A 22444-nucleotide genomic window follows, 5' to 3' on the forward strand; every position below is an offset into this window, starting at 1 on the left:
CGCAGACGCTTCCGCCTATGGTCTTTCGATGCCAAGCCCCGAACTCGATGCCCGTTCGCCCTTTCGCGACGAGGCCCGCGAAATTCTTGCCGGCGATCCGGCCCGCGGCCTCGTGATTCTCGCCGACCACGCCACCAATATCGTGCCGGCCGAATATGCCGGCCTCGGCCTGCCCGCAGGCCAGCTGGAACGCCATATCGGCTACGATATCGGCATCGACGGTCTGACGCGCGAATTGGCGCGGCGGACCGGCGCTCCGGCGGTGCTGTCGCGATTCTCGCGCCTGCTGATCGACCCGAATCGCGGCGACGACGACCCGACGCTGATCATGCGGCTGTCCGACGGCGCCGTGGTGCCGGGCAATGCGCGCATCGATGCGGACGAAAGGGCCCGGCGGATCGGGCGCTTCTGGCGCCCGTATGACGAAGCGGTCGCGGCCGTGATCGAAACGGCGGCGCGAGCGAGCGGGGTTCCGCCCGTCATCCTGTCGCTGCACAGTTTCACGCCCGTCTGGCGCGGCGTGCCGAGACCCTGGCATGTGGGCATCCTGTGGGATCGCGATCCGCGCCTGCCGCGCCTGCTGCACGACGCGCTCTCAGCCGACACGGCCCTGGTCGTCGGCGACAACGAGCCCTATGGCGGTGCGTTGCACGGCGATACCATGTTCCGTCACGCCACCCGTCGCGGCCTCGCCCATGCCATCCTGGAGGTACGCCAGGACCTGATCGCCGACGCGGCCGGGATTCTCGCCTGGGCCGGGCGGCTGACGCGGATCATGGACGATCTCGCCGGCCGCCCCGACCTGCACCGGATCGAGTATTTCGGTTCGGATGCCGGGCCGGTCGCGCCCTTGCCGCTACCGCTGGCGGATGCGGCATACCCATTCGAACGACCGGCACCCATGCCGGCCTGACAGTCCCCACCGAACAGGCGCCCGGCCGTCCCGACCGGTGCCGGCGTTGCAGCGGAGACCCTAGCATGAGCGATCTCGACGAAAAATCACGCACCGAACTGGAAGCCGCAGCCTTCCGCCGCCTGCTCGAGCATCTCGACAAGCGCAGCGACGTGCAGAATATCGACCTCATGAATCTGGCGGGTTTCTGCCGGAACTGCCTCGCCAACTGGTACCTGGAGGCCGCCGAGGCGCGCGGCATGCCGGTCAGCAAGGCCGACAGCCGCGTCGCCGTCTACGGCATGCCCTACGACGAGTGGAAGGCGAAGCACCAGCGGGACGCCTCCGGCGACCAGTTGGCCGCCTTCGAGAAGAACCGCCCGCAGCATTGAGCGATCGGGGCTGCGCGACCGGGACTGGAGCCGCGCCGCCGGCCGGGATCGGCGGCGGTCGGCGGCCGGGCACTGGGTCCTTGCGGACCGTCCTTCCCCGCCGCCGCGCGGAACGCTTGACCCGGCCCCCAGAGTCGGGCTCTAACCCGCGCTGATCCGTTCACCCCCCGTTGCCGAGGAGACAGCCTTGTCCGGACCCGCGGGCTTTGCCGCCGACCAGTTGAAGTCCTTCGTCGAGCGCATCGAGCGTCTCGAAGAGGAAAAGCAGACCATTCAGGACGACATCAAGGATGTCTATGCCGAGGCCAAGGGCACCGGCTTCGATATCAAGATCCTGCGTCAGGTGATCCGCATCCGCAAGCAGGACAAATCGGAGCGCGAAGAACAGGAAGCCGTTCTCGACCTCTACTTGCAGGCGCTCGGCATGGTCTTCGGCGGCGAGCCGACCGAAGAATAGGCCGACGGCCGGGCGACCGGCATCCGGCCGTGACCCTCCGGACCCGGGTTCGGGATGCCGGCCTGTGCATTCAGATCGTTTGCGTGGATCCTTTTTTAGGATTTTGCGGTCTACGGTGCGGTCTCGCTCTCTCACGGGATCCGGAAATTGTCCGTGCCGAACTCCATGCTCGTCGATCTGGCTCGCGAAGGGTCGAGCGAGAAGCGGCGCGAATTGCTGCAGCAGGTTTCGAATCTCTTCGTCGACGGCTCGGAACTCCATACCGATCGGGAGACCCTGCTGTTCGGCGAGGTGCTCGGTCGCCTGCTCGATCAGGTACCGCTCGACGATCGCGTCAAGGTCGCCGACAAGGTCTCCGGCCTGGATCGCACGCCGCGCGACCTGGCCCTGAAGCTCGCCCGGGACGATGCCCGGGTCGCGGCGCCGATCCTGCGTCATTCGCCGGTACTGACCGAGGACGATCTGGTCGGCCTGGCCACGAGCCAGGGCCAGGCTCACCTGCACGCGATCGCGCAGCGTGCCGAACTCGGCACGCGCGTCACGGACGTCATCGTCGAGCGCGGCTCAGGCGACGTTCTGAAGGCCGTCACCCGCAATCTCGGCGCGCAATTCTCCGAGCGGAGCTTCAACAGCCTTGCCGAGAAGGCCGGCAGTGACCCTGAACTGGGCGATGCGCTGTCGTTCCGCGCCGACATGCCCCCGCTGATCGCCAAGGCGTTGGTCGCCCATCTCAGTCCGGCCGCCCGCCAGCGGCTCGAACATCTGATGGCCCAGGATCACGAGCAGTTGGACGCGCTGATGAACGAGGCGCGGCGCGAGTTGGATCAGGCGCGCCACACCAACCGGCGCAACCGGCTCGACGCCAAGCTCGCCATCGCCGACATCCGGGAGGGTCGACGCCCGCTGGACGAGGTCGTCGACCAGCTGATTTTCAAGAAGCGGATCATGGACGTGGCTTTCGTCCTGTCGGAGCTGGCCTCCGTCCCCGAGGCCCATGTCAACAACGTGCTGCACAAGGTCAACGCGATGGGTATCGCGGTGATCTGCCGATCGCTCGACATGTCCGACACGGTCTACCAGCGGCTGAGCGCCCTGCGCTGCGAACGCCTGCGGCTGAACAAGGCCCAGGTGATGCCGATGGTCACTGAGTATCGCCAGATCGACAGGCAGACCGCCGACCGCGCCCTCCGGTTTCACAAGGTGCGCAGCACGGTCGGCCGCGCCGGCTGAACGGCTTTACGCCGCTGCCGCAGGCTGAGACCGGCCGCCGCCCCGGCGCCCGCCCGCACTGCCGGGCCTCAACGCGACGCCAGAGCCCGTCCGCGCGCGAGGTCGACCACCTCCTCGATCGCGGTGACGACCCGTTCGCCCGCGGCGTGATGGGGCATGTGGCCGACCCCGTCGAGCCAGATCAGGCGCGATCCGGGAATGTCGCGGGCCAGCCCGCCGGAATGCAGTTCCTCATAGACGACAGAATCTTTGTTGCCCGACAGGATCGTGGTCGGCACGCGGATCTCGCCATAGCGGCGCGACTGGATCGCCAGATTGGCGTTGAGGCCGAAGACATCCTCGGCATTGGCGACGAATTCCGGCGGACGGAACAGCAGGTCCACGGCGACCTTGCCGGTATAGCCATCCGGTTCCGGATTGGGATCGAACACGCCCTTCAGGCCGGCGTCGCGCGACGCCATGCCGATCGGCATGACCAGAGTGCGGGCGAACAGCGAGCCGACGATCGGCTGCGCCGCCACGCGATAGTACCACTCGACCCCGCCCGGCCAGGGATGGGTCGCGGCAGCGACGAAGACCAGGCCGGCGACGCGGTCCGGGCGCAGCACGCCCATGGCCGCGGCGACCGCCCCACCCCAGCTGTGGCCGACCACGACCGCACGCCGGACCCCGACCCTGTCGAGCAAGGCGGCCAACACGGCGGCCTGGGCGGCCGGCGCGGCGATGCCTGGATTGGTGCCGCGCTCGGAATAGCCGTGCCCCGGACGGTCGACGAAGATCAGCCGATGGCGCCCCTCCAGGCTCGTCCGGAAGGCCAGCAGGCTGTCGTTGAGATTGGCGCTCGCCCCGTGCACGAACAGGATGGCCGGGGCATCGTCGGCCTGCGGCACCGTCGCGGGCAGGTCGACATAGTGCAGCCGCAACCCCGCGACCTCGACGAAGCGCCCGGTCGGCGGATGCTCCGCCTCGATCCGGGAGGACTTCACCGACGCATAGGCGGCGAGCAGGAAGCCAAGAACCACGGCCCCGCCGACGGCGAGCCCGATCACACGCAACACCATGGGTCCGGTCTCAGAGATCGCGCCCGTCGACCTCGAGCGACAGGTCCTTCACCTGCTTCTCGACCTCGGACAGGAACGGGTTGAGCTCGAGCGCCTGCCGGTAGGCGGCCAGCGCCCGCTTCTTGTCGCCGAGTTCCTTCATCAAGGTGGCGAGCCCGTAGAGCGCTCCGTAGTGGCGCGGCTCCAGCCGGAGCACGGCCTCGATGTCGGCGACCGAGCGGCCGATGTCCTTGCGCACGAAATGCACCGTCGCGCGCTTGTTCCAGCCCTCGGCATAGTCGGGCTTCAGCGTGACGATGGCATCGAGCAGGTCGAGCGCCAGGGCCGTCTCGTTGGCCTTGATGGCGGCGAGCGCCCGCGCCATCAGGAGATCGACGGTATCGCTGCCCGATTGCAGCCAGCGCCCCTCGATTTCGCGCGCGATGCGCTGACCCGCCTCGGGCCGCTTCGCCGCCTTCAGGCGTTCGAACAGCTGATCCAGGGTGATGGTCGCCTGCGGACCGGCCGGCGGCGCGGTCAGATCGACGCCGACGCCGCCGCCCGGCAACGGCTTTTCGGTGCGACTGCCGCGATTCGGCCCCGGCTCCGCCGGCACACGATCAGACGGCGCCTTGCGGTCGGGGGTCAGCGGCGGATGGTCGCGCGGGACGCCCTGGGCACCGGCCGGCAGCACTGCACCGGCCAGCGACACGATGAGGACAGCCACCGGCAGCAGCGCCGGGCCGGCAGGCAGGAGGGGAAACCGTGGCGACATGAAAAACCGCATGACCGGATCATAGGGACCGATCATGCGGCTCGTCAAAGCCGGCCTTTCAGACATCACGCGATCGTGGCCGGGCGGCATCGCGATGCCGAGAGCCCGGAAATCCGCCGCAGACGCCGGGACAGGCCTCGCGCGTCGGCGACGGAGCGATCGGATCAGCCCTGACGCGCCTTGTAGCGCGGATTGGTCTTGTTGATGATATAGACGCGCCCTTTGCGGCGAACCAGGCGGTTGTCGCGATGGCGACCGCGGAGCGACTTGAGCGAGTTCTTGATCTTCATGACCGGGCACCGGGCTGTCGAGCGCGTAAGGATCGATCGCACCGCGAAGCGCGCAGTCGACACCTGTCCGTCACGACGGGTTGATACGAAATCGAGCGCGGTTTTGTCCGCGCTCGCGACGAATTCGGGCGGGACCATAGGCAAGCGCCCTGCCCCTGTCAACGGCGGATCCGGCCCTGCCCACGACCGGATCGGTGCCTTTTCGGGCGCCTTCGCGGGTCCCGGCCGCGCTGTGGCGGTCTTGATGATGACGCTTCCGCCGCTGCTCGGCGGCCCGACCGTTCTGGCTGCCGAGGCGCCGCCGGGGCAGCCGATCTGGACCCAGGTACCGACCCGGATCGATCGCAGCCAGGAGACGCGCCAGCGAATCGACGCGCCCGCCCGCATGATCGACGACCGCATCTATGTCCGGGTCGACAGCCCGGCCCGCATGGTCGATGCGGTCACCTTCGTGGGCGAGGACAGGGCGTTCCGGCTGGCCGGCATCCGGCCGTTCGAGCGCACGCTGATCTGCCGAACGCCGGCTGGCCTGCGCTGGGCCTGCGGCATTCGGTCGGCGACCGCCCTCTCGGGTTGGATCGCGGGCCGCGTGGTCGGGTGCCGCGCGCTCGGACCGGAGGAGACCAAGCCGTCAGTCCAGACCGCCCTGCCGCGTCCGCCGATCGTGCCGGCGGCCTGTGATCTCGACAAGGACCCACTCGCCCTGCGGCTCGTCCGCGAGGGCTGGGCCGAACCCGAGGATCCCGCCGATGCCGTTCTGGGTCCGGCCGCGCAGGCGGCCAAGCGCGATCGACGCGGCGTTCATGCCGACAGCCCGCCGTGACCGGCGGCCCCCCGAAAGATCGATCTTGAAGCGAAGTCGAGCGGCATCGTGCACCGGATGCCAACCGTCTGGTCCGATCGAGGCGCCGCGGCCGAGGCCGAGGCGATTCAAGCGGGCCGTTTTCTTCCAGGCTTCGCCGCAAGATGCGAGAATGGTCATGAGCGCGGATCCGATTCCGATCCGTCCGTTGCCGGAGCAGCCGCCATGCGCGCGACCACGACCCTGAGCCTTGCGGCGATGCTGATCGCCACCACCGTCACGGCCGCAACGCCGACCGACGCCCCGCGCGTCACGACCGAGAAGGCCACCATTACCACGACTGTGGTCGCCTCGGGCCTCGACCATCCCTGGGGCATCGCCATCCTGCCCGACGGCCGGATGCTGATCACCGAACGCAGCGGCCGCATGCGCATCTTCGAGCAAAACGGCAAACCCTCCAAGGCGATCTCCGGCCTGCCGAAAGTCGACGCGCGCGACCAGGGCGGCCTGCTCGACGTCGCGATCGATCCGGATTTCGCCCGCAACAATCTCGTCTACTGGAGCTACGCCCAGGCCGGTCAGGGCGGCAACTCGACTGCGGTGGCGCGCGGCCGCCTGAACGCCAAGAAGGCCAGACTCGACAATGTCGAGGTGATCTTCTCGCAGAAGCCGAAAGTCGCCAGCACCCTGCATTTCGGCTCGCGCCTGGTCTTCGACCGGACCGGCGCCCTGTTCGTCACGCTCGGCGAGCGCTTCGACTACACCATCCGCGAGAAGGCCCAGACGCTCGATTCCGACATCGGCAAGGTGGTGCGCATCACGCCGGCGGGCGCCATTCCGAACGGCAATCCCTTCGTCTCCCAACCCGGCGCTCTGCCGGAAATCTGGAGCCTCGGCCACCGCAACCCGCAGGCCGCGGCCCTCAATCCGAATACCGGCGATCTTTGGGTGATCGAGCATGGCCCGCTCGGCGGCGACGAGATCAACGTCGCCAAGGCGGGGCTCAATTTCGGTTGGCCGGTCGTTTCGTTCGGCAAGAACTACGACGGCACTCCGGTCGGCACCGGCCTGACCGAGGCGCCCGGCATGACGGCGCCGATCTATCAGTGGACGCCGGTCATCGCGCCATCCGGCATGCTGTTCCATTCCGGCCGTGCCTTTCCGGGCTGGAAGGGCAACCTGTTCGTCGGCGGGCTGAAGACCAGGGTGCTGGTGCGGCTGGAACTGAGCGGCAACGCGGTCGTCAAGGAGGAGCGCATCCTCGGCGAACTCGGCGCCCGCATCCGCGACGTGGCCGAGGGCGCGGACGGCCATCTCTGGATCATCACCGACGATTCGAACGGCAAGCTGGTGCGCGTCAAGCCGGCCCTCTGAACCCGTGCCGCCTCCGCCTGCGAAGCAGAAGGGGTGGCACCCCTCGATCACGGGCTCACTCCTCGCGCAGCACCCGGAAGCCGTTGCCGTAGTAGCGGACCTCGGCATCGTATTTGAACCGGGCGGCGGAGCGCAGATAGCGCGGATCGTTGCCGAACGAGCCGCCGCGCAGGACACGCTCGCGGCAATTGGCCGAATCGCGCACGGACCCGTCCGACGGCGCGCCGCGATAGTTGTCGAACCAGCAATCCTCGACCCATTCGGCCGCGTTGCCGGCCATGTCGTGCAGCCCGAACTCGTTCGGCGGGAAGCGTCCGACCGGCAGAGCGCGGCGCAGCGACGTGGCGTTGCAGCCGAGGCAGTTGGCCCGCTCGCGGATCAGTTGCGCCCCCCACGGATAGGTCGTCTTGCCGCCGCCGCGGGCGGCATACTCCCATTCCGCCTCGCTGGGCAGCCGATAGCGCCGCCCGGTCTTGCGCGCCAGCCAGGTGGCGTAGCCGCGCGCCTCGCCCCAGGTCACGTCGGTGACCGGCAGCGACCCGTCCATGGCCGGACCGACCTTGGCCGGACAGGCACCCTCGCCGGAGCAGACCTCCCATTGCCGGACGGTGACCTCGTAGCGTCCGATCAGGAATGGCCGCGCCAGGGTGACCCGATGCACGGGCTTCTCGAAGTCGGACAGCTCGTTCGCCCCCATCTCGAAGCTGCCGGCCGGAATGCGCACCATTTCAGGGCAGTCGGCGCAGTCAGTGACGGGCTCGCCGGGCCGTCCGGCAGCCACCGCAGCCCCTGACGAATCCGGGGACTGCCCATCCTGGCCGGAGCCGGCGGCCGGCGTCCCGCCGGCCGGCTTCAGGCGCTCGGCAGCGACGAAGCCCGGCTTGCCGTCGCGCCGTTCGACCCGCACCAGGCCCGTTGCGGCATGCCGACCGGTCACGCGGACGGCCTCGCCCGCCCGCAGACTGCCGAGGCGAGGCCCATCGGGCGCCGGACGCGCCAGAACCGGGGTCGCTTCGCTGGCGACGAAGTCGCCCGAAATCGCCTCCAGCGCCTCGGGATCGGTAGAGCCGGGTCCATCGCCGCCGTTCTGACGCAAGCGGATGCGCGCCAGCGGCGCGAAGCGTCCCTTCGGAAAGGCTTCCAGGTAGGCCCGGAAGTCGTCGGGATTCCGGCTGTTGCGGATCGTGTCCCAGAAGGTCAGTTCGAAGGCGTCGGGCGATACGGTCTCGGCCGGCGGGGCCGACTGGGCCGCGGCCGGACGCGCCGCCGGACCCGGGGCCAGAACGCCGAGCAGAAGGAGACAGCCGAGATACGCCGTGACAAGGCGCACGGAACAGCCCGCTGCCGTCGCCGCTGTTCCTGCTTCCGCTCCTGCCATCGCGCGCGACATCCCTCCGGGCTTCAATAGACGGTGACGGTGATCTTCGGCGACTGGACCGGCGGCTGATGCGGCATATGGCGATGATCGCCGACGACGAGCTGCAGGGTGTGACGACCGGGGGTGAGCGTCAACTCCACCTCGGTCTGGCCGTTACCGAGATGGATATGGTTGAAGTCCGCCGGGATCGGCTCGCCGGCCGCCGGAGCCTCGGCGTCGATCAGAACATGGTGGTGTCCGGTTCCGGCGATCGCCACCCCGGCCGGCGCGACGCCCATGTCGCGCAGCCCGATCCGCACGGTGAAGCGGCGCGGCACGCGCTGGCCGTCCTGCGGCGCCTGGAAATAGACCGCAGCCCCCTTCGGCGCCGGCGTCGTGCCCTCGGCGGCGATCGCCGCATCGGCCCGCAGCCCGGCGCCGACCGGCAGTCCGATGCCGCTCGCCACGGTGATGCCGACCGCCAAGGCGATTCCCGTCACGGCTTCCCTCACACCTTTCCGTCTCATCGAACCCTCCGCGCCTTCGGCTTGGGCTTCCCCTTCGCTTTCGCCTTGACGGGCTTCGGCGGCAGCTTGACGGTGACTCGGATGCGCTCCGACAGGACCGGCGGATCATGCGGTATATGGCGTTCGTCGGCGAAGACGAGTTGCAGCGTGTGCTCCCCGGGCTTCAGGTCGAGCCGGCGCTCGGTCTGTCCCTTGCCGAGATGGATGTGATTGAAGTCGTTGGGCAGCGGTCCGTCGAGCGGCGGGGTCTCGACATCGACCAGCAGATGGTGGTGGCCGGTATTGGCCTTCTCGATGCCGGCGGGCGCGACGCCCATGCCCTTGAGGCCGAAGCGGATCGTGGTCCGCGGCCGGATCACGGCGCCGTCCGGCGGATAGACGAAATAGACCGACGCACCGGGTGGAGACGGTCGGCGACCGGCCCCCGCCGGCACCCCTGCCACGCTCCCGGCATCGCCATCGCCGTGGTGCATGTGGCCGCCCTGGGCCTGCCCCGACGGCGGGGTCGCCGCATCCTCGACCACGCGAATGCGCAACTCCTTGGAGACGAGCGGCGGATCGTGCGGAATGTGGTCGTGATCGGCGAACAGGAGCTGCAGCGTGTGCTCGCCCGGCGGCAGCGTCAGTTCCGCCTCGGTTTGGCCGCCGCCGAAATGGACATTGTTGAAATCCGCCGGAATGCGTTCGTCGAAGGGCGGCAGGTCGGTGTCGATGATGACGTGGTGATGGCCGCTGTTCGGCTTCGGCGATCCCGACGGCGAAACCTCCATGCCGGACAGCCCGAAGCGGACCTTGAAGCGGGTTCCGACGGTGGCGCCGGGTTGCGGCTCCAGAAAATAGACGCTGGCACCCGGCGGCGACTTGGTTCGCGGCCTGGGCGCCTGCGCCTCGGCTGCCCCGAGCACTCCCACCAGAACGGCCGCCCCCGACAGGGCCGTCAGCCCGGCGAGGCAGACCGACACGGCGCCGCACCGCAGGAGCTCGCCCGCGGCCCGCAGGCGGCGCCGGAGTGCAGAATCGTCGAAACGGCGCCGGAACATCGATCACCTCCCTCGGGCGACCCCGGACCTATGCACTGGATCGGATGCTATCGCCCGGGGCCTGTGGCGGCAAGCCGAACTCGCGATTCGATCTGCATCGACGCCCGGTTCCCGCCACCGCGTCCCGGCGGATTGGCGCCTGCCGGGACTCCGGCGGCCGCGAGGCCAGGCATCAAAGGCCTTTGTATGGGCTGCGACGCCCAATTTGAGCGATCTGCCGAACCGGTCAGGATGTCGCCATCGTGCCGTGTTGCGGCGATACTTTCAGGCATAGCTCCGGATCGCGGGGCACGATCTCCGTAACATCCTGTATCCAAAGTTCCGGCATGCTTGCCATCGGCGCCCGCGGCCGCTATCGCAGGCAGGGAGGATTTGCCACTCAGAGTTAGAGGACTCTACCGCACCCCGGATTCGGCAACCCGAGATTGCGAACCTATGGCATTCGACATTTCCAAACTGTTCCGGCGCAAACGCAGGCCGCTGAGCGCCGCGGCCTTCGAACTGTTCGATGCCGACTGGTACCGCGCCCAGATATCCGAGCCGATCCCCCCCGGTCGCGAGCGGCATCACTTCGAGACCGTCGGCCGGCAGAAGGAATTGTCGCCGCATCCGCTGTTCGACCCCGTTTGGTATCGCCGCCGCAACCCCGACGTGACCCATTCGGATCTCGACGCGATCGAGCATTTCCTGTTCCACGGTCATTTCGAGCGGCGCTCGCCGCATCCCTACGTCGACCTGGAACATCTTGCGCGTCAGCTCGGAACGGATCAGCCGCCGCTCGCCCGCTATCTGGCCGGCGCCTGGCGCGACGGCGTCACCGCCCATCCTCTGTTCAATCCGGTCCATCTGATCAAGGCAGGCCTGATCTCGCCCGACCGCGAACCGCTCGCCCAATATCTCGCCCTGCCGGAACGAGCGCAGATTCCTCCGCACCCGATGGTCGACCCCGCGCTTCTGGCCAGGCGGTTCGCCGAGAGGGGCGAGACGGACTGCGATCCGGTCCTTCACTACCTGACCGGGCACGGCTGGAAAGAGGTGCAGCCGCATCCGTGCTTCGACCAGATCTACTATCTGCACGCCAATCCGGATGTCGCCGAAACGGGCTGGAATCCGCTCGCCCACTATCTCACCGCCGGGCACCGCGAGGGTCGGCTGCCGTTGCCGGATTTCGATCTGGGCCGGCTGCGCCGCATGCTGCCCGGTCCGGCGCCGGCGGATCTCGACATCGTCTCCTTCTGGCTGACCGAGGGGCTCGATCCGGTCGCCATCATGAGGGCGCTCGACGATTGGGACCAGCGCATCGTCGCGCTTGCAGCCCGGATCCGGCTCGACGGCTATGCGGCCGCCCTGGCCGAGCTCGAATTCGAGGCTCCGACCGAGCCCCGCGGGCAGGGCTATTCGGTCTGGCGCACCATGGCGCGCGCCCTATGCCTGTTCCATGTCGGCCTGGTCGACGAAGCCCTCGTCCTCGCCTCCGAACTGCCGGCGGACCTCTCCGGCGATCTCGGGGTGCGCTCCCTGCGCCAACACGTCCTGACCCTGGACGGCGATCACAACGAAGCCCTGTTCGAGACCGTCGCGCCGAGGCCGCCCGGGCCGGCCCCCGATCGGCCGCGCATCGCCGTCTATACGGCGCTGTTCGGTCCCTACGACCGCCTGCCGCCGGTTCTGGCGCCGACCCCGGGCATCGACTACATCTGCTTCACGGACCAACCGGTGGATGCCGACGGCTGGCAGGTCCGCACGGTCCCGCGGCGGACCGACAACGACAATCTCGAAGCCAAGCGCTACAAGCTGTTTCCGTGGGAAGCGCTTCACGGCTACGACTACTCGCTCCATGTCGATGCCTGCTCGGTGCTGGCCGGCGAACTCGGGCCGTGGTTCGACCGCTTCCTGATCGGCTGTGATTTCGTCGCCTGGGCCCATCCCGAGCGGGCCAGCCTCATCGACGAATGCTTCGCGGTCCACATCGCCGGCAAGTACCAGCCCGAACCGCTCTACGCCCAGGCAGCGCGCTATCTCAACTCCGGCGTGCCGCCGCGCACCGGACTGATCGAAGCGTCGATCCTGTGGCGTCGCCACGAAAGTACCGATGTCCGCCGCTTGATGGCCGCCTGGTGGGCGGAAATCGAATGCACCACAACGCGCGACCAGATCAGCCTCGGTGCCCTGTTCCATCTCGAGGCCCAGCGGCCGGCCATCATGCCGCCGGTCTACGGCAATGCCCGCGGCAACGCCTGGATCCGCAAGATCGCCCATGCGATCCCGGGCGCCGCCAGCCGTCCCGCGCTGGCGGCCGGAGACCGCCGGTGCAGCATCCTATTTGCGCAGGACAGGCGGACGACCGGCACGACGGTGATGCGCGGCTTCCAGGCCGTCGACATCCTGCGCGCGCACGGCGTCGACGTGGCGATCCGGTCGGATTTCGAGATGGCCGACGAGGTGGTCATCCTGACCAAGGGGTTGCTGCAGACGATCACGCCGGAGCGCATCGCCGCCCTCGCCGAGCGCGGCAACCGGGTCCTGGCCGATTTCGTCGACCTGCCGGCGCGGCCCGAATTGGTCCCTCTGCTCGACGGGCTGATCGCCTCGTCGATCGAAGGCTATTGCGAGTTGGCCGAGCAGTTTCCGGCAACGCCGCGCTATCATCTGACCCACACCGTCGATCCTCGCCTGCCCGCCGGCCACGGCAGGGCTCCATCCGCCGCGCCGCGGATCGGCTATTTCGGCGAGCTTCCCAACACGGTGCTGACGCCCGGCATCGCCGAGCGCGTCACCATCGTGCCCATCGACACGCAGCGCTCCGGTACGGATTGGCTGGACAGGATCGGCGACTTCGAGTGCCACTATGCCGTCCGCCTGCCGCGCAAGGACGAAAGCTGCAAACCGTTCCTGAAGGGCTTCACGGCCGCCCATCTGGGCGCGGCGGTGATCGTCGACGCCGCAAATCGGGAGGCGCAATACTATCTGGGCGCCGACTATCCGTTCACGGCAGCGTCCCTGGCGCCGGACGACATCCTGGCGGCGATCGACCGCGTTCACGCGGCCTGGGGTACGCCGCTGTGGGACGATGTTCTGGCCATCATGGCCCGCGTGGCGGAACGCTCGTCCGCCGAGCGCTTCGTCAAGGAATTCCGCCTGATTCTGGGTGCGGTCTGAGCCTTAGCGGGCGACCGCCTCGCCGATGGTCGCGGCCCTGCGGGGCCGCGTTGCCGGCCCCGAGCTCTCGACCGGCCCGCCAGACGATCCTATAGCCGGGCGGCGACCAGACTGCGCAACTTGCGCAGGTCGGCGGCGAAGAGCCGGATGCCCTCGGCGAGTTTCTCGCTCGCCATGGCGTCCTCGTTCATCCGCCAGCGGAAGGCGCGCTCGTCGAGCGTCAACCGCTCCGGCGCCTCGCCGACCGCGGCCGGATCGAGCTGGCGCGTCAGCGTGCCCTGGTCGGCGGCGAGCGCGTCGAGCAGGGCGGGCGAAATCGTCAGCCGGTCGCAGCCGGCCAGAGCCTCGACCTCGCCGATCAACCGGAACGAGGCGCCCATCACCACGGTGGCAATGCCGTAGGCCTTGAAATAGCGGTAGATCGCGCGCACCGACTGCACGCCGGGATGCTCCTCCAACCCGAAGCTGCGTCCCGCCGCCTTGACGTGCCAATCGAGGATCCGGCCGACGAAGGGCGAGATCAGATAGGCGCCCGCATCCGCGCAGGCGACCGCCTGGACCAGCGAGAAGATCAGGGTCAGGTTGCAGTCGATGCCCTCGCGCTGCAGGATCTCGGCGGCCCGGATCCCCTCCCAGGTGGCGGCGATCTTGATCAGGATGCGGTCGCGGCCGATGCCGCGCTCCGCATAGGCGGCGACGATGGCGCGCGCCTTGGCGACGGTGGCATCGGTGTCGAAGGAGAGATCGGCATCGACCTCGGTCGAGACGCGCCCGGGAACCAGCGCGGCCAATTCGGCGCCGATCGACACGGCCAGGCGGTCCGCCACCGCCGTGATCCGCGCCTCGCCGGCCAGGCCAAGCCCGGCCGACCAGGCCAGGGCCTCGTCGAGCAGCGCCCGGCCGGCGTCGGTGTCGACCGCCTTCAGGACCAGTGTCGGGTTGGTGGTGCAATCGACCGGCCGGAGCGCGCGGATCGCGCCGATATCGCCGGTATCGGCGACGACGGTGGTCATGCTGCGCAGTTGATCGAGCTTCGACACCATGGGGACCTCTCCTGGACAGCCTTCCGCATAGCCGCAGGCGCGAAGCGGGACAAGGCCGCTGACGCGCCGAGGCCCCCCGCGTCGGCCGCAGTCATCAGGCGGTTGCCGACGCCCGGCCCGGCCGTCATGCTGGCGCGATGCCGTCGGAGACTGTCATGACCGCCCTGCCCGGATACGCCGTCGCCCTCCTGATCCTTCTCAACGGCGCCGCCCTGGCCGATCCCATTCGCCTCGCGGCGGAAGACGGCCGCATCGTCGTCATCGCCGCCGATGGCAGCCGGCGCGTGGTCTCGGCCGGACCGGGGGACCGCGATCCGGTTCTGTCGCCGGACGGTCGGCAGGTCGCCTTCCTGCGCCCCGAAGGCAAGCCCGACGCGGACGAAGACGAAGGCCAGCCGGTGGCGCTGATGCTGGTCGCCGCGGAGGGCGGACCGGAGCGCCGTCTGGTCGCCCCCGAGCGCGGGGCCGAGCCGAAGACCAACCTCCTCGGCATCAACAACCCGGCCTTCGCTGCGGACGGCAAGTCCGTCTATTTCCTGGCCAGGGCCTGGGCGGTCTCCGATGCCGTGCACCGGGTCGCCCTGGCCGGGGGGCGCCCGACCTTCGTGGTCGACGGCAACAGCGTCGAGGCGATCCGCTCCGGACGGTTGACCGGCGACCTCCTGGTCTCCCGGCACAGCTTCTCCCGGCCGGCGGCGTCGATCACGCAGAGCGGATCGAAGGCGCGGGCTTGGCTCGCGCGGCAGGGCGGCCGGGCGCCATGACGGACCTTGCCGATCGCGTGACCACGCTGGCCGCCGCCATCGAAACCCGGGCGACCGGACGGCGCCTTCTGGTCGGCATCGTCGGGCCGCCGGGTTCAGGCAAGTCGACCCTTGCGGAGGCCCTGGTCGCCCGTCTCCAGGCCACCCGCCCGGGTCGCGCTGCGCTGCTCTCCCAGGACGGCTTCCACTATGACGACGCGGTGCTCGACCCGGCCGGCATGCGCCCGCGCAAGGGCGCCCCGGAGACCTTCGACGTGGCCGGCCTGGTGCAATGCCTGAAGCGCCTGGCAGCACGCGACGAGGCTGCGGTCGCCGTGCCGGTCTTCGATCGCGCCATAGAAATCGCCCGCGCCGGCGCCCGACTGATCGAGCCGGCGGCCGAGATCGTCGTCGTCGAGGGCAACTGGCTGCTGCTCGACGAAGCGCCGTGGCGCGCGGTGCGCCCCTGGCTCGACCTGACCGCGATGCTGCAGGTTCCAGAAGCCGTGCTGCGCGAACGGCTGGAAGCCCGCTGGCGCGACCTCGGCTTCGACGAGGCCGCGATCGCCGCCAAGGTCGACGGCAACGACCTGCCGAACGCCCGGCGGGTGCTGGAGGCCAGCGCGGCGGCCGACCTGGTGCTGTGACGCCCGTCCCCACCGCAAGGGACGGTGGCGGCCGTGATCGTCACCTCCGGCGACGGCGCCGGACCAACAGGCGATCGACGGCGCCCAACCGGCGGCGCAGGTCGCCGGGGGCCGCCGCCTGCCCGTATCGGCCGAAGACTGCCACGCCGAGCCCGGCGAGGGCTTCGACAACCTCAGCGTCCTGCGCGCAGCCGGTCCGGCCCGCCCAGCGCAATGCGGCCGCCCGGAAGGCCGCGGCATCGCCGGCGCGCACGGCGCGGCGCATGGCGTTGCGGTCGGGATCGGGCGCCAGCCGGGACAGCGCCCGGCGAAGCCCCGCCCGATCGAGCCGCCGGCCGGCCAGCAGCAGGCCGAGGCCGAGCGCGAAGCCGGCAGCCACTCCGCCCGGCACCGCGAACGCACGCAGCGCCGCCAGTCTCTCGCCCGTTCCGGCGACCGCCGCGCCGAACCGGCCCGGTGCGGCCACGGTGGTGGCGGCCATGATGGCCGCTTCGCTTCTGCGCGTCTGCGTGTCGAACCACCGGATGGCCACTTCCGGCACGGTGGCCGGCTCCCCGGTCATCGACCGCAATGTCCAGTGCCAGACGACGGTCGCGACCGGCCCCTCGCGGGTCAGCCGGCTGGTGCGCATTTCCGGTTCCGGAAAGGCGATCACGCCCGGCGCCCTGAGGCTGGGGATCGGCGGCAACTGGTCGGCAGAGATGCCTTCAGCCTCGATCGTGACCGTCCGCCGCGCGGTTTCGCCCGGCGGCAAGGCGGTCGGATCGCGATCGAAGCGGTCGGTCAGCCGCAAGGCGCGCGCCGGCAGCCACCAGCTGCCCGCGGGCGGGGCCTGCACGGTGACGGCGACCGGTGCGGAGACCACGTCGTGCGGCACGCGCGCCCCGTCCGGCGCCAGCAACGTCAAGTGATGGCGGAACGACGGCACGGTCAGGACGCCCGCCCGTTTGGGAAACAACGCCATGATGCGTTCGAAGCTGCGCGCCGGCCGGCCCTCGGCCGTGGTGCTGGTCCAGCGGTCCCGGCCGAGCTGCATCCAGGCGAAGTCGGTCAGATCGGGCTGGTCGAGCGTCTCGAGCGTCATCTGTACGGTATAGAGCCCGCGGATGCGCACCAGGATCATTTCACGCGCATAGGGCTCCGGCGCCGTCGCATCGATCGTCACGGTCAGGCGGGCATCGTCGGGCCCGACGAAGTCCGCTGTTTCGGCCCGGATCGCGGATGTTGCGACGGCGGAGACCAGGACGAATGCCGCTCCGGCCACGACGGCCAGACGGCATGCCTGCAAAACCGAGATCCGGCCCGGGATCATCGCGAAGCCTTTCCGGAAAGAACGTCCAATTCGGTCGGGATCGGACCGGCCTCGCGCCGTCGCGTCTGCTCGGCCGCGATGATCAGCTTCAGGTAGCGGCCGGGATCATCGGCCAGTGTCTCCAGCCACTCGCGGTTGGCCGCCATCGCCTGGGCGTCGAAGCTTTTGCCCATCTCGCGCTTGCGGACGTCCTCGAACGCCTTGGCGATGACCGCATCGGTCACGCTGGCCTTGCCGACGCCATCGCTGTCGGTGGCCGCCCCGGTGGCACGCCCCTCGCCCGCCGCCTGCGCCTTGGTGTCGGTCGCCCCCTTGCGCGCCACCCGCGAGCCGCCCTCGGCCGAGCTCGACGAAGCGGCCTGCTGATCGCCGGCCATGCCGTCGCCGCCGGATGGCTGCTCGTCGCCTTCGCTGCGCGCCTCGCCGGCACGGGACTTCTTCTCCGTCAGCGCCGCCCCGCCGTCGATCGTCCCTTCCGGCGGCAAGGCCTCGCGACCGGCGATCAGTGCCGCGACCAGGGCCCGATTGGCGGCCGCATCGCGGTCGTCCGGCCGGCCGGCCAGCACCGCGTCGAAGGCCTCGACCGCCTCGGCCAGCCGGCCGGCACGGGCCAGCGCGTCGCCGCGGTCGAAGGCAAAGGCCGCGCCCGCCCGGCGGAAGGCGTCCGCCGCCTCGCCGTAGTGGCCCGCCCGGTAGAGCGCGGCGCCGATCGCCTCCGGCCGGTCGAACAGGCCGACCGCAGGCTCGGGCCAGCCGACGACCAACAGCAACCGTCCGAGGGCGGCGCGCCCGTCGGCGATCGCCGCGACCGCCAGAACGCCCGCCAGGGCCAGGATCGCAACGGCGAGCCGGATCATCCGCGCCTCCGGAACAGGAGCAGCGCCGGAAACAGCGCCGCGATCAGGACGAAGCGTCCGAGGTCTTCGACCACCAGGGCCGAAAGACCGGTCGCGGCCAGCCGGCTGGCTGGGCGGTCGGCGAGCAGCGCCGCCAGCGGCGACGGATCGGCGACGCTGGCCGCCCGTCCGCCGCCGAGTTGGGCGACCGGTTCGAGAGCAGCGCCGAGGCTCGAAGGCGCCGAGACAAGGATGGACAGTCGATGGCCGCCGGCCGCGGCCGCGCGCGCACCGGCGAGAAGCGCCGGCCGCGGCGGCACATCCGGCGCGACCAGCACGAAATCGGCGGCCAGAATGCCAGCCTCCGCGACCAGCCGCCGGCCCAGCGCCAGGGCGAGATCGGGCCGGTCGCCGCGATCCGGCACCGTCTCGCCGTCGAGCACCGCGATGGTGGTGCCGAGCGCGTCGGCGTCGGTCGTGAAGCCGGACGCCAGATAGGCGTCGCCGGCATAGACCACCAGCGCGACGGGGCGCGAGCCGGCCGCCTCGGCCAGCAGGCGCGCGGCCATCAGCGCCGCCGGCAGGCGCTCCGGCGTGCTTGCCCGGGTGCCAAGATCGACCATCAGCACGACGCCGTCGAGATTGCGGAAGCTGGCCCCGGCCCGGGTCTCGCGCGCCGGCCCGGCCAGCGCTACGGCGAGGATCGCTGCGACCGCCAGCGCGAGGCCGGGCGGTCCGAAGGCCCGGAGCGGCGCCCCAGCTTCGACGCGGCCGAGGGCTTCGAGCGCGGCGCGCAGCGGCGGGTCGATCGCCTCCGTCCAGGCGGCGGCGATCCGGCGCCGCCGCCGGCGCAACAGCCAGGCGGCCAGCGCCAGTGCCGGCACAGCCAGCAGCCAGAACGGCCGCAACAGGATCAGTCCGACGAGCTCGATCATGCCGCCTCCCGATGGCGATCCGGCCGGGCCGTCCCGGGCGCGCCGGCCGGCACGGCTTCCGAACCGCCGACCCGATCGGGCGCCGATCCCGTGCTCCGGCGCCGCATCCTCCGGCCGACGACCGGCCCGCGAGCCTGCGCCAGGCCGGCACGCGTCAGAAGACCGGCATCCGACCCCGCGAGCGCGAGCGCCAGGAGCAGCGCCGCCACGGCCGGATAGACCCAATAGGTGCGGAACACCTGCGCGGCCGCGGCCCGGCCGCGGTTGGCCTCCATGGCGTCGAGCGAAGCCGAGACGGCTTCGAGATCGCCGGTCGAGCGGACCCGGAAGGCCGTGCCGCCGGACAGTTCGGCGACCCGCCGCAGCGTCGCCGCGTCGACCGCATCCGGGTCGTCGCCGGCCATGCCGAGCTCGTTGGCGCCGAGCGCGATGGTGTGGACGCGGATGCCGAGATCGCGCGCCAGCAGCGCCACGTCGCGCGGACCGACCGTGCCGGCATTGTTGGCGCCGTCGGACAACAGGATGACCACGCGCGACGGCGCCGAGGATTTGGCGAGCCGCTTCAGGCCGAGCCCGAGCCCTTCGCCGATCGCGGTCGAACGGCCGGCAATGCCGATGGTCGCGGCCTCGATGGTGCGCGCGACGCTCTCGGTGTCGAAGGTCGGCGGTGCGGCGAAGAAGGCGCGTTCGGCGAAGATGACGAGGCCGATCCGGTCGCCGGTGCGGCCGCGGACGAAGGCGGCCGCGACCTTCTTGACCGCATCGAGCCGGCGCGCGGGCGTGCCGTCGATCTCGAAATCCTTGCGGTCCATGCTGCCGGAGAGGTCCAGCACCAGCACCAGATCGCGCCCCGAGACCGGCAGCGCCGCGCTCGGCTCCAGCCGCTGCGGCCCGGCCAGGGCCAGGACCAGCGCGATCCAGAGCAGACCCGCCAGGCCGAGGCGCGACCGGCCGGCGACGCGCGCGCCGATGCCGGCGGCGAGCCGCGCCGCGATGGTCTCGGGCACCCGCATCGCGCCGCCCTCCTCGCCCACCGCCGGCGGCAGGAGGAGGAGCGCGGCGAGCGGCAGGGGCAGCAGCAGCAGGGCGAGCGGGCTCGCGAAAAAGTCGCCGATCATGGCCGCCGCCCTCCGACAAGGCCGGCGAGCCGGTCGGCGATCGCGCGGCCGTCGAGACGCGTGTCGGGCCGGTAGAGCGCGGCGGCGAAGCGTTGCGCCTCCGGGCCGGAGAACCAGTCGGTGGTGAAGAAGCGGTCGAGCGCCGCGCGGGTCGCGGGATCGGCCAGCGAACCGGACGGGCCGCCGTGGGCCGCGACATGGTCGGCGAGCGCGCGGGCGAGCGCAGGAGCAGCCTCGTCGGGCGGAAGCGCCGCGGCGGCGCGCAAGGCCGCCAGGGCGCGTGCCCGCGGGCTCGTCCGGGCGACGACGAAGGGACGCGCCACCAGCCCCGCGACGATCGCCAGGGAGATCCCGAGCGCGATCGCGATCGCCGTGTCGGCCGCCAGGCTTTCGAGCGTCGGCTGCGGGCCGCGGATGTCGACCAGACCGGCGAGCGCGCCGGGCGGAAGCGGGACGACGGCCCCGGGGGCGGGCTCAGCAGCGGCCATCGAGCGCCTCCAGGGCTTCGACCATCGCGGCCGGCCCGGCCTCCGCCCGGATCGGCGCCGCCGCGACGGCGAGCCGGTCGAGCGTGAGGAAGCGCGGATCGGTCGCCCGGTCGAACGGCGCGGCGATCCGGCCGCGCCGGATCGCGCCGGCCGTGCCGAGAAAGGGATAGACCACGCCGTCGGCGCGGGCCTCCAGGGCGTCGACCACCACGAGGGCGGCGAGGTCGCTGCGGCGCATCATGAGGCCGGCGGCCTCGTCGAAATCCGCGCCCGGGTGATCGAAGCCCGAGACCAGCAGCACGGTGGCACCTTTGGGGGCCAGCCGCGCGGCGATCCTGAGGCCGGCGGCGAGACTGGGTTCGTCGGCCCGGTCGTCCCCCTGCGCGGCCCCGCCCCGCGGGCCGGCCCCGAGCGCCCCGGCCAGCGCGGCGTCGTGCGCCAGCGCCAGTCCGCCGGCGACGGCGATCATGCCGCGCACCCGCCCGCGCGCCGGAACCAAGACCGGCTCGCCGGCCCCGAAGGCGAGGAGCCCGATCCGCCCGCCGGTCTCCAGCGCCCGCCAGCCGGCGAGCGCCGCAGCCTCGACGGCAGCGGCGGAGCGCAGCGCCCGCCGCGTGCCCCACAGCATCGCCGGGCGCAGGTCGACCAGCAGCAGCAGCGTCCGCTCGCGCTCGTCGCGGAAGGTGCGCACATGCGGCTCGCCGGTGCGGGCGGTGGCGTTGCGGTCGAGATGGCGCAGGTCGTCGCCCTCGGCGAAGAGGCGGATGTCGTCGACCTCCAGGCCGCGCCCGCGCCGGCGCACCACGAAGCCGCCTGGGAGAGCGGTCGCGGCGCGCGGCGCGGCGCGGTCGGCACGGACCCAGTGGCGCAGCCGGAGCAGATGCTCCGCATCCGGCGCCACGCCGGGGCCGAGATCGGCAAGAGCGGTCGCCGTCACAGCGGCGCGACGGTTTCGAGGAGCCGGCCGATCAGGCCGCGCGCGGTCTCGCCCTCCGCGCTCGCCCGCCAGGTCAGCCCCAGCCGGTGCGCCAGCGCATCGACCGCCATCTCGGCGACATCCTCGGGCAATGCATGGTCGCGACCGCGCAGGAAGGCGCGGGCCCGGGCGACCGCCGCCAGGGCGAGGGTGCCGCGCGGCGAGATCGGGTGCTCGATCGCCTTGCGCAGCTCGGGGGCGGCACCGCCGTCGCGCGTCGCCATGACCAGGCGGACGATATAGTCCTTCAAAGCCGGAGCGAGATGCACGGCGCCTGCGGCCCGGCGGGCCGCCAGCAGGGTCGCGGCATCGAGCCGGTGCGGCGCGGCTTCCGCGCCGGCCCGGCCCTCGCGCTCGACCAGATCGAGGATCGCACGTTCAGCACCGGCATCCGGCAGCGTCAGCATGACATGCAGCAGGAAGCGGTCGATCTGCGCCTCGGGCAGCGGGAAGGTGCCTTCATGCTCGATCGGGTTCTGGGTCGCGACGACCATGAAGGTCTCGGGCAGCGGATAGGTGTGCCCGCCGGCGGTCACCTGGCGCTCCGCCATGGCTTCGAGCAGGGCCGACTGCACCTTCGGCGGCGCGCGGTTGATCTCGTCGACCAGGACCAGCGACTGGAACACCGGCCCGGCGACGAATTCGAAGGCGCCGCGGTCGGGCCGCCAGACCTGGGTGCCGGTGATGTCGGCCGGCATCAGGTCCGGCGTGCATTGGACGCGCGCGAAGCCGACCGCGAGCCCGTCGGCGAGCTGCTTGACGGCCCGCGTCTTGGCGAGGCCCGGCGCCCCTTCGAGCAGGACATGCCCGCCCGCGATCAGCGCGACGATCAGGCGCTCGACCAAGCTGTCCAGACCGATCAGCCCGCCTTGAAGGCTCGCGACCAGCCGGCCGATCGCGGAAGCCGCGTCGTCGGCCGCCGCCGCATCGGCCGCCCCGGCCACCCCCACGGACGCCGCGGCGGTCGGCATCCGCGCCGCCGCATCGGCAAAAGGCCCCTCGGCCCTCGGC

23 protein-coding genes are annotated in these 22444 nt (G+C 71.1%); 9 read left to right on the forward strand and 14 right to left on the reverse strand.

Translation table 11 applies throughout. The features are described from left to right. Window positions 1–28 precede the first annotated feature (28 nt). The 4 genes from KL771_RS05385 to KL771_RS05400 all read left to right on the forward strand — a co-directional run bounded on the left by KL771_RS05385 (window position 29) and on the right by KL771_RS05400 (window position 2971). Entirely contained in the window at window positions 29–913 is an 885-nt protein-coding gene (locus KL771_RS05385; RefSeq protein ID WP_261967513.1) for an N-formylglutamate amidohydrolase, read from the forward strand. Between the two features lie 65 nt (window positions 914–978). Beyond that, a complete protein-coding gene (locus tag KL771_RS05390) occupies window positions 979–1284 on the forward strand; it encodes a DUF1244 domain-containing protein (RefSeq protein ID WP_054358395.1) in 306 nt (101 codons plus the stop codon). A 187-nt stretch (window positions 1285–1471) separates the two neighbouring features. Then, complete coding sequence (locus KL771_RS05395) at window positions 1472–1741, forward strand: DUF2312 domain-containing protein (RefSeq protein WP_054358396.1); 270 nt, start codon at window positions 1472–1474, stop codon at window positions 1739–1741. A gap of 153 nt (window positions 1742–1894) precedes the next feature. After that, entirely contained in the window at window positions 1895–2971 is a 1077-nt protein-coding gene (locus KL771_RS05400) for a DUF2336 domain-containing protein (protein ID WP_261967514.1), read from the forward strand. 68 nt (window positions 2972–3039) lie between these two features. On the opposite strand, the gene KL771_RS05405 is transcribed toward KL771_RS05400, so the two are convergent. The 3 genes from KL771_RS05405 to ykgO all read right to left on the reverse strand — a co-directional run bounded on the left by KL771_RS05405 (window position 3040) and on the right by ykgO (window position 5076). After that, on the reverse strand, window positions 3040–4032 hold the full coding sequence (locus KL771_RS05405; RefSeq protein ID WP_261967515.1) for an alpha/beta fold hydrolase: 993 nt from the start codon (window positions 4030–4032) through the stop codon (window positions 3040–3042). A 10-nt stretch (window positions 4033–4042) separates the two neighbouring features. Further along, window positions 4043–4822, reverse strand: coding sequence for a tetratricopeptide repeat protein (locus KL771_RS05410; RefSeq protein WP_261967516.1), 780 nt, complete (start codon window positions 4820–4822; stop codon window positions 4043–4045). 128 nt (window positions 4823–4950) lie between these two features. Continuing rightward, the gene (gene ykgO, locus KL771_RS05415) at window positions 4951–5076 is read right to left on the reverse strand and encodes a type B 50S ribosomal protein L36 (protein ID WP_054358400.1); all 126 of its coding nucleotides are present in this window, start codon (window positions 5074–5076) and stop codon (window positions 4951–4953) included. Window positions 5077–5320: 244 nt separating this feature from the next. On the opposite strand from ykgO, the gene KL771_RS05420 reads away from it, so the two are divergent. Together KL771_RS05420 and KL771_RS05425 are read left to right on the forward strand one after the other, a co-directional pair. Further along, window positions 5321–5899 carry a thermonuclease family protein gene (locus KL771_RS05420; RefSeq protein ID WP_261967517.1) on the forward strand — a complete coding sequence of 193 codons (579 nt, stop codon included), beginning with the start codon at window positions 5321–5323 and terminating at the stop codon, window positions 5897–5899. Between the two features lie 204 nt (window positions 5900–6103). Beyond that, window positions 6104–7252, forward strand: coding sequence for a PQQ-dependent sugar dehydrogenase (locus tag KL771_RS05425; RefSeq protein WP_261967518.1), 1149 nt, complete (start codon window positions 6104–6106; stop codon window positions 7250–7252). A gap of 55 nt (window positions 7253–7307) precedes the next feature. Here the strand turns inward: KL771_RS05425 and KL771_RS05430 are convergent, their stop codons facing one another. From KL771_RS05430 to KL771_RS05440, 3 genes are all read right to left on the reverse strand, one after another. Further along, on the reverse strand, window positions 7308–8582 hold the full coding sequence (locus KL771_RS05430; RefSeq protein WP_261967519.1) for an SUMF1/EgtB/PvdO family nonheme iron enzyme: 1275 nt from the start codon (window positions 8580–8582) through the stop codon (window positions 7308–7310). Window positions 8583–8653: 71 nt separating this feature from the next. Next, complete coding sequence (locus tag KL771_RS05435; RefSeq protein ID WP_261967520.1) at window positions 8654–9136, reverse strand: DUF4399 domain-containing protein; 483 nt, start codon at window positions 9134–9136, stop codon at window positions 8654–8656. Beyond that, the gene (locus tag KL771_RS05440; protein ID WP_261967521.1) at window positions 9133–10176 is read right to left on the reverse strand and encodes a DUF4399 domain-containing protein; all 1044 of its coding nucleotides are present in this window, start codon (window positions 10174–10176) and stop codon (window positions 9133–9135) included. Before KL771_RS05440 ends, KL771_RS05435 begins: the two co-directional genes overlap by 4 nt. 435 nt (window positions 10177–10611) lie before the next feature. Here KL771_RS05440 and KL771_RS05445 point away from each other — a divergent pair, with 435 nt between their 5' ends. After that, window positions 10612–13335, forward strand: a complete 2724-nt coding sequence (locus KL771_RS05445; protein WP_261967522.1) for a hypothetical protein — start codon at window positions 10612–10614, stop codon at window positions 13333–13335. Between the two features lie 89 nt (window positions 13336–13424). Here KL771_RS05445 and tal read toward each other — a convergent pair whose 3' ends face one another. After that, the gene (gene tal / locus KL771_RS05450; protein WP_261967523.1) at window positions 13425–14378 is read right to left on the reverse strand and encodes a transaldolase; all 954 of its coding nucleotides are present in this window, start codon (window positions 14376–14378) and stop codon (window positions 13425–13427) included. Window positions 14379–14533: 155 nt separating this feature from the next. On the opposite strand from tal, the gene KL771_RS05455 reads away from it, so the two are divergent. Then, entirely contained in the window at window positions 14534–15142 is a 609-nt protein-coding gene (locus KL771_RS05455) for a TolB family protein (RefSeq protein ID WP_261967524.1), read from the forward strand. After that, on the forward strand, window positions 15139–15768 hold the full coding sequence (locus tag KL771_RS05460) for a nucleoside/nucleotide kinase family protein (protein WP_261967525.1): 630 nt from the start codon (window positions 15139–15141) through the stop codon (window positions 15766–15768). Before KL771_RS05455 ends, KL771_RS05460 begins: the two co-directional genes overlap by 4 nt. Before the next feature lie 40 nt (window positions 15769–15808). Here the strand turns inward: KL771_RS05460 and KL771_RS05465 are convergent, their stop codons facing one another. Genes KL771_RS05465 through KL771_RS05495 form a run of 7 tightly spaced genes read right to left on the reverse strand, consistent with a single transcriptional unit; the run spans window position 15809 to window position 22404 of the window. Beyond that, window positions 15809–17056, reverse strand: coding sequence for a hypothetical protein (locus KL771_RS05465; protein WP_261967526.1), 1248 nt, complete (start codon window positions 17054–17056; stop codon window positions 15809–15811). A gap of 20 nt (window positions 17057–17076) precedes the next feature. Beyond that, entirely contained in the window at window positions 17077–17937 is an 861-nt protein-coding gene (locus KL771_RS05470) for a hypothetical protein (protein WP_261967527.1), read from the reverse strand. Beyond that, window positions 17934–18851, reverse strand: a complete 918-nt coding sequence (locus KL771_RS05475) for a VWA domain-containing protein (RefSeq protein WP_261967528.1) — start codon at window positions 18849–18851, stop codon at window positions 17934–17936. Before KL771_RS05475 ends, KL771_RS05470 begins: the two co-directional genes overlap by 4 nt. Then, window positions 18848–19969, reverse strand: coding sequence for a VWA domain-containing protein (locus tag KL771_RS05480; protein WP_261967529.1), 1122 nt, complete (start codon window positions 19967–19969; stop codon window positions 18848–18850). The genes KL771_RS05475 and KL771_RS05480 overlap by 4 nt, the downstream gene beginning before the upstream one ends. Beyond that, a complete protein-coding gene (locus KL771_RS05485) occupies window positions 19966–20457 on the reverse strand; it encodes a hypothetical protein (protein WP_261967530.1) in 492 nt (163 codons plus the stop codon). Before KL771_RS05485 ends, KL771_RS05480 begins: the two co-directional genes overlap by 4 nt. Then, entirely contained in the window at window positions 20444–21394 is a 951-nt protein-coding gene (locus tag KL771_RS05490) for a DUF58 domain-containing protein (protein ID WP_261967531.1), read from the reverse strand. The genes KL771_RS05485 and KL771_RS05490 overlap by 14 nt, the downstream gene beginning before the upstream one ends. Then, window positions 21391–22404, reverse strand: a complete 1014-nt coding sequence (locus KL771_RS05495) for an AAA family ATPase (RefSeq protein ID WP_390866537.1) — start codon at window positions 22402–22404, stop codon at window positions 21391–21393. Before KL771_RS05495 ends, KL771_RS05490 begins: the two co-directional genes overlap by 4 nt. Window positions 22405–22444 lie beyond the last annotated feature (40 nt).

Origin of the sequence: Prosthecodimorpha staleyi (assembly GCF_018729455.1) — a bacterium.
Lineage (GTDB): Bacteria > Pseudomonadota > Alphaproteobacteria > Rhizobiales > Ancalomicrobiaceae > Prosthecodimorpha > Prosthecodimorpha staleyi.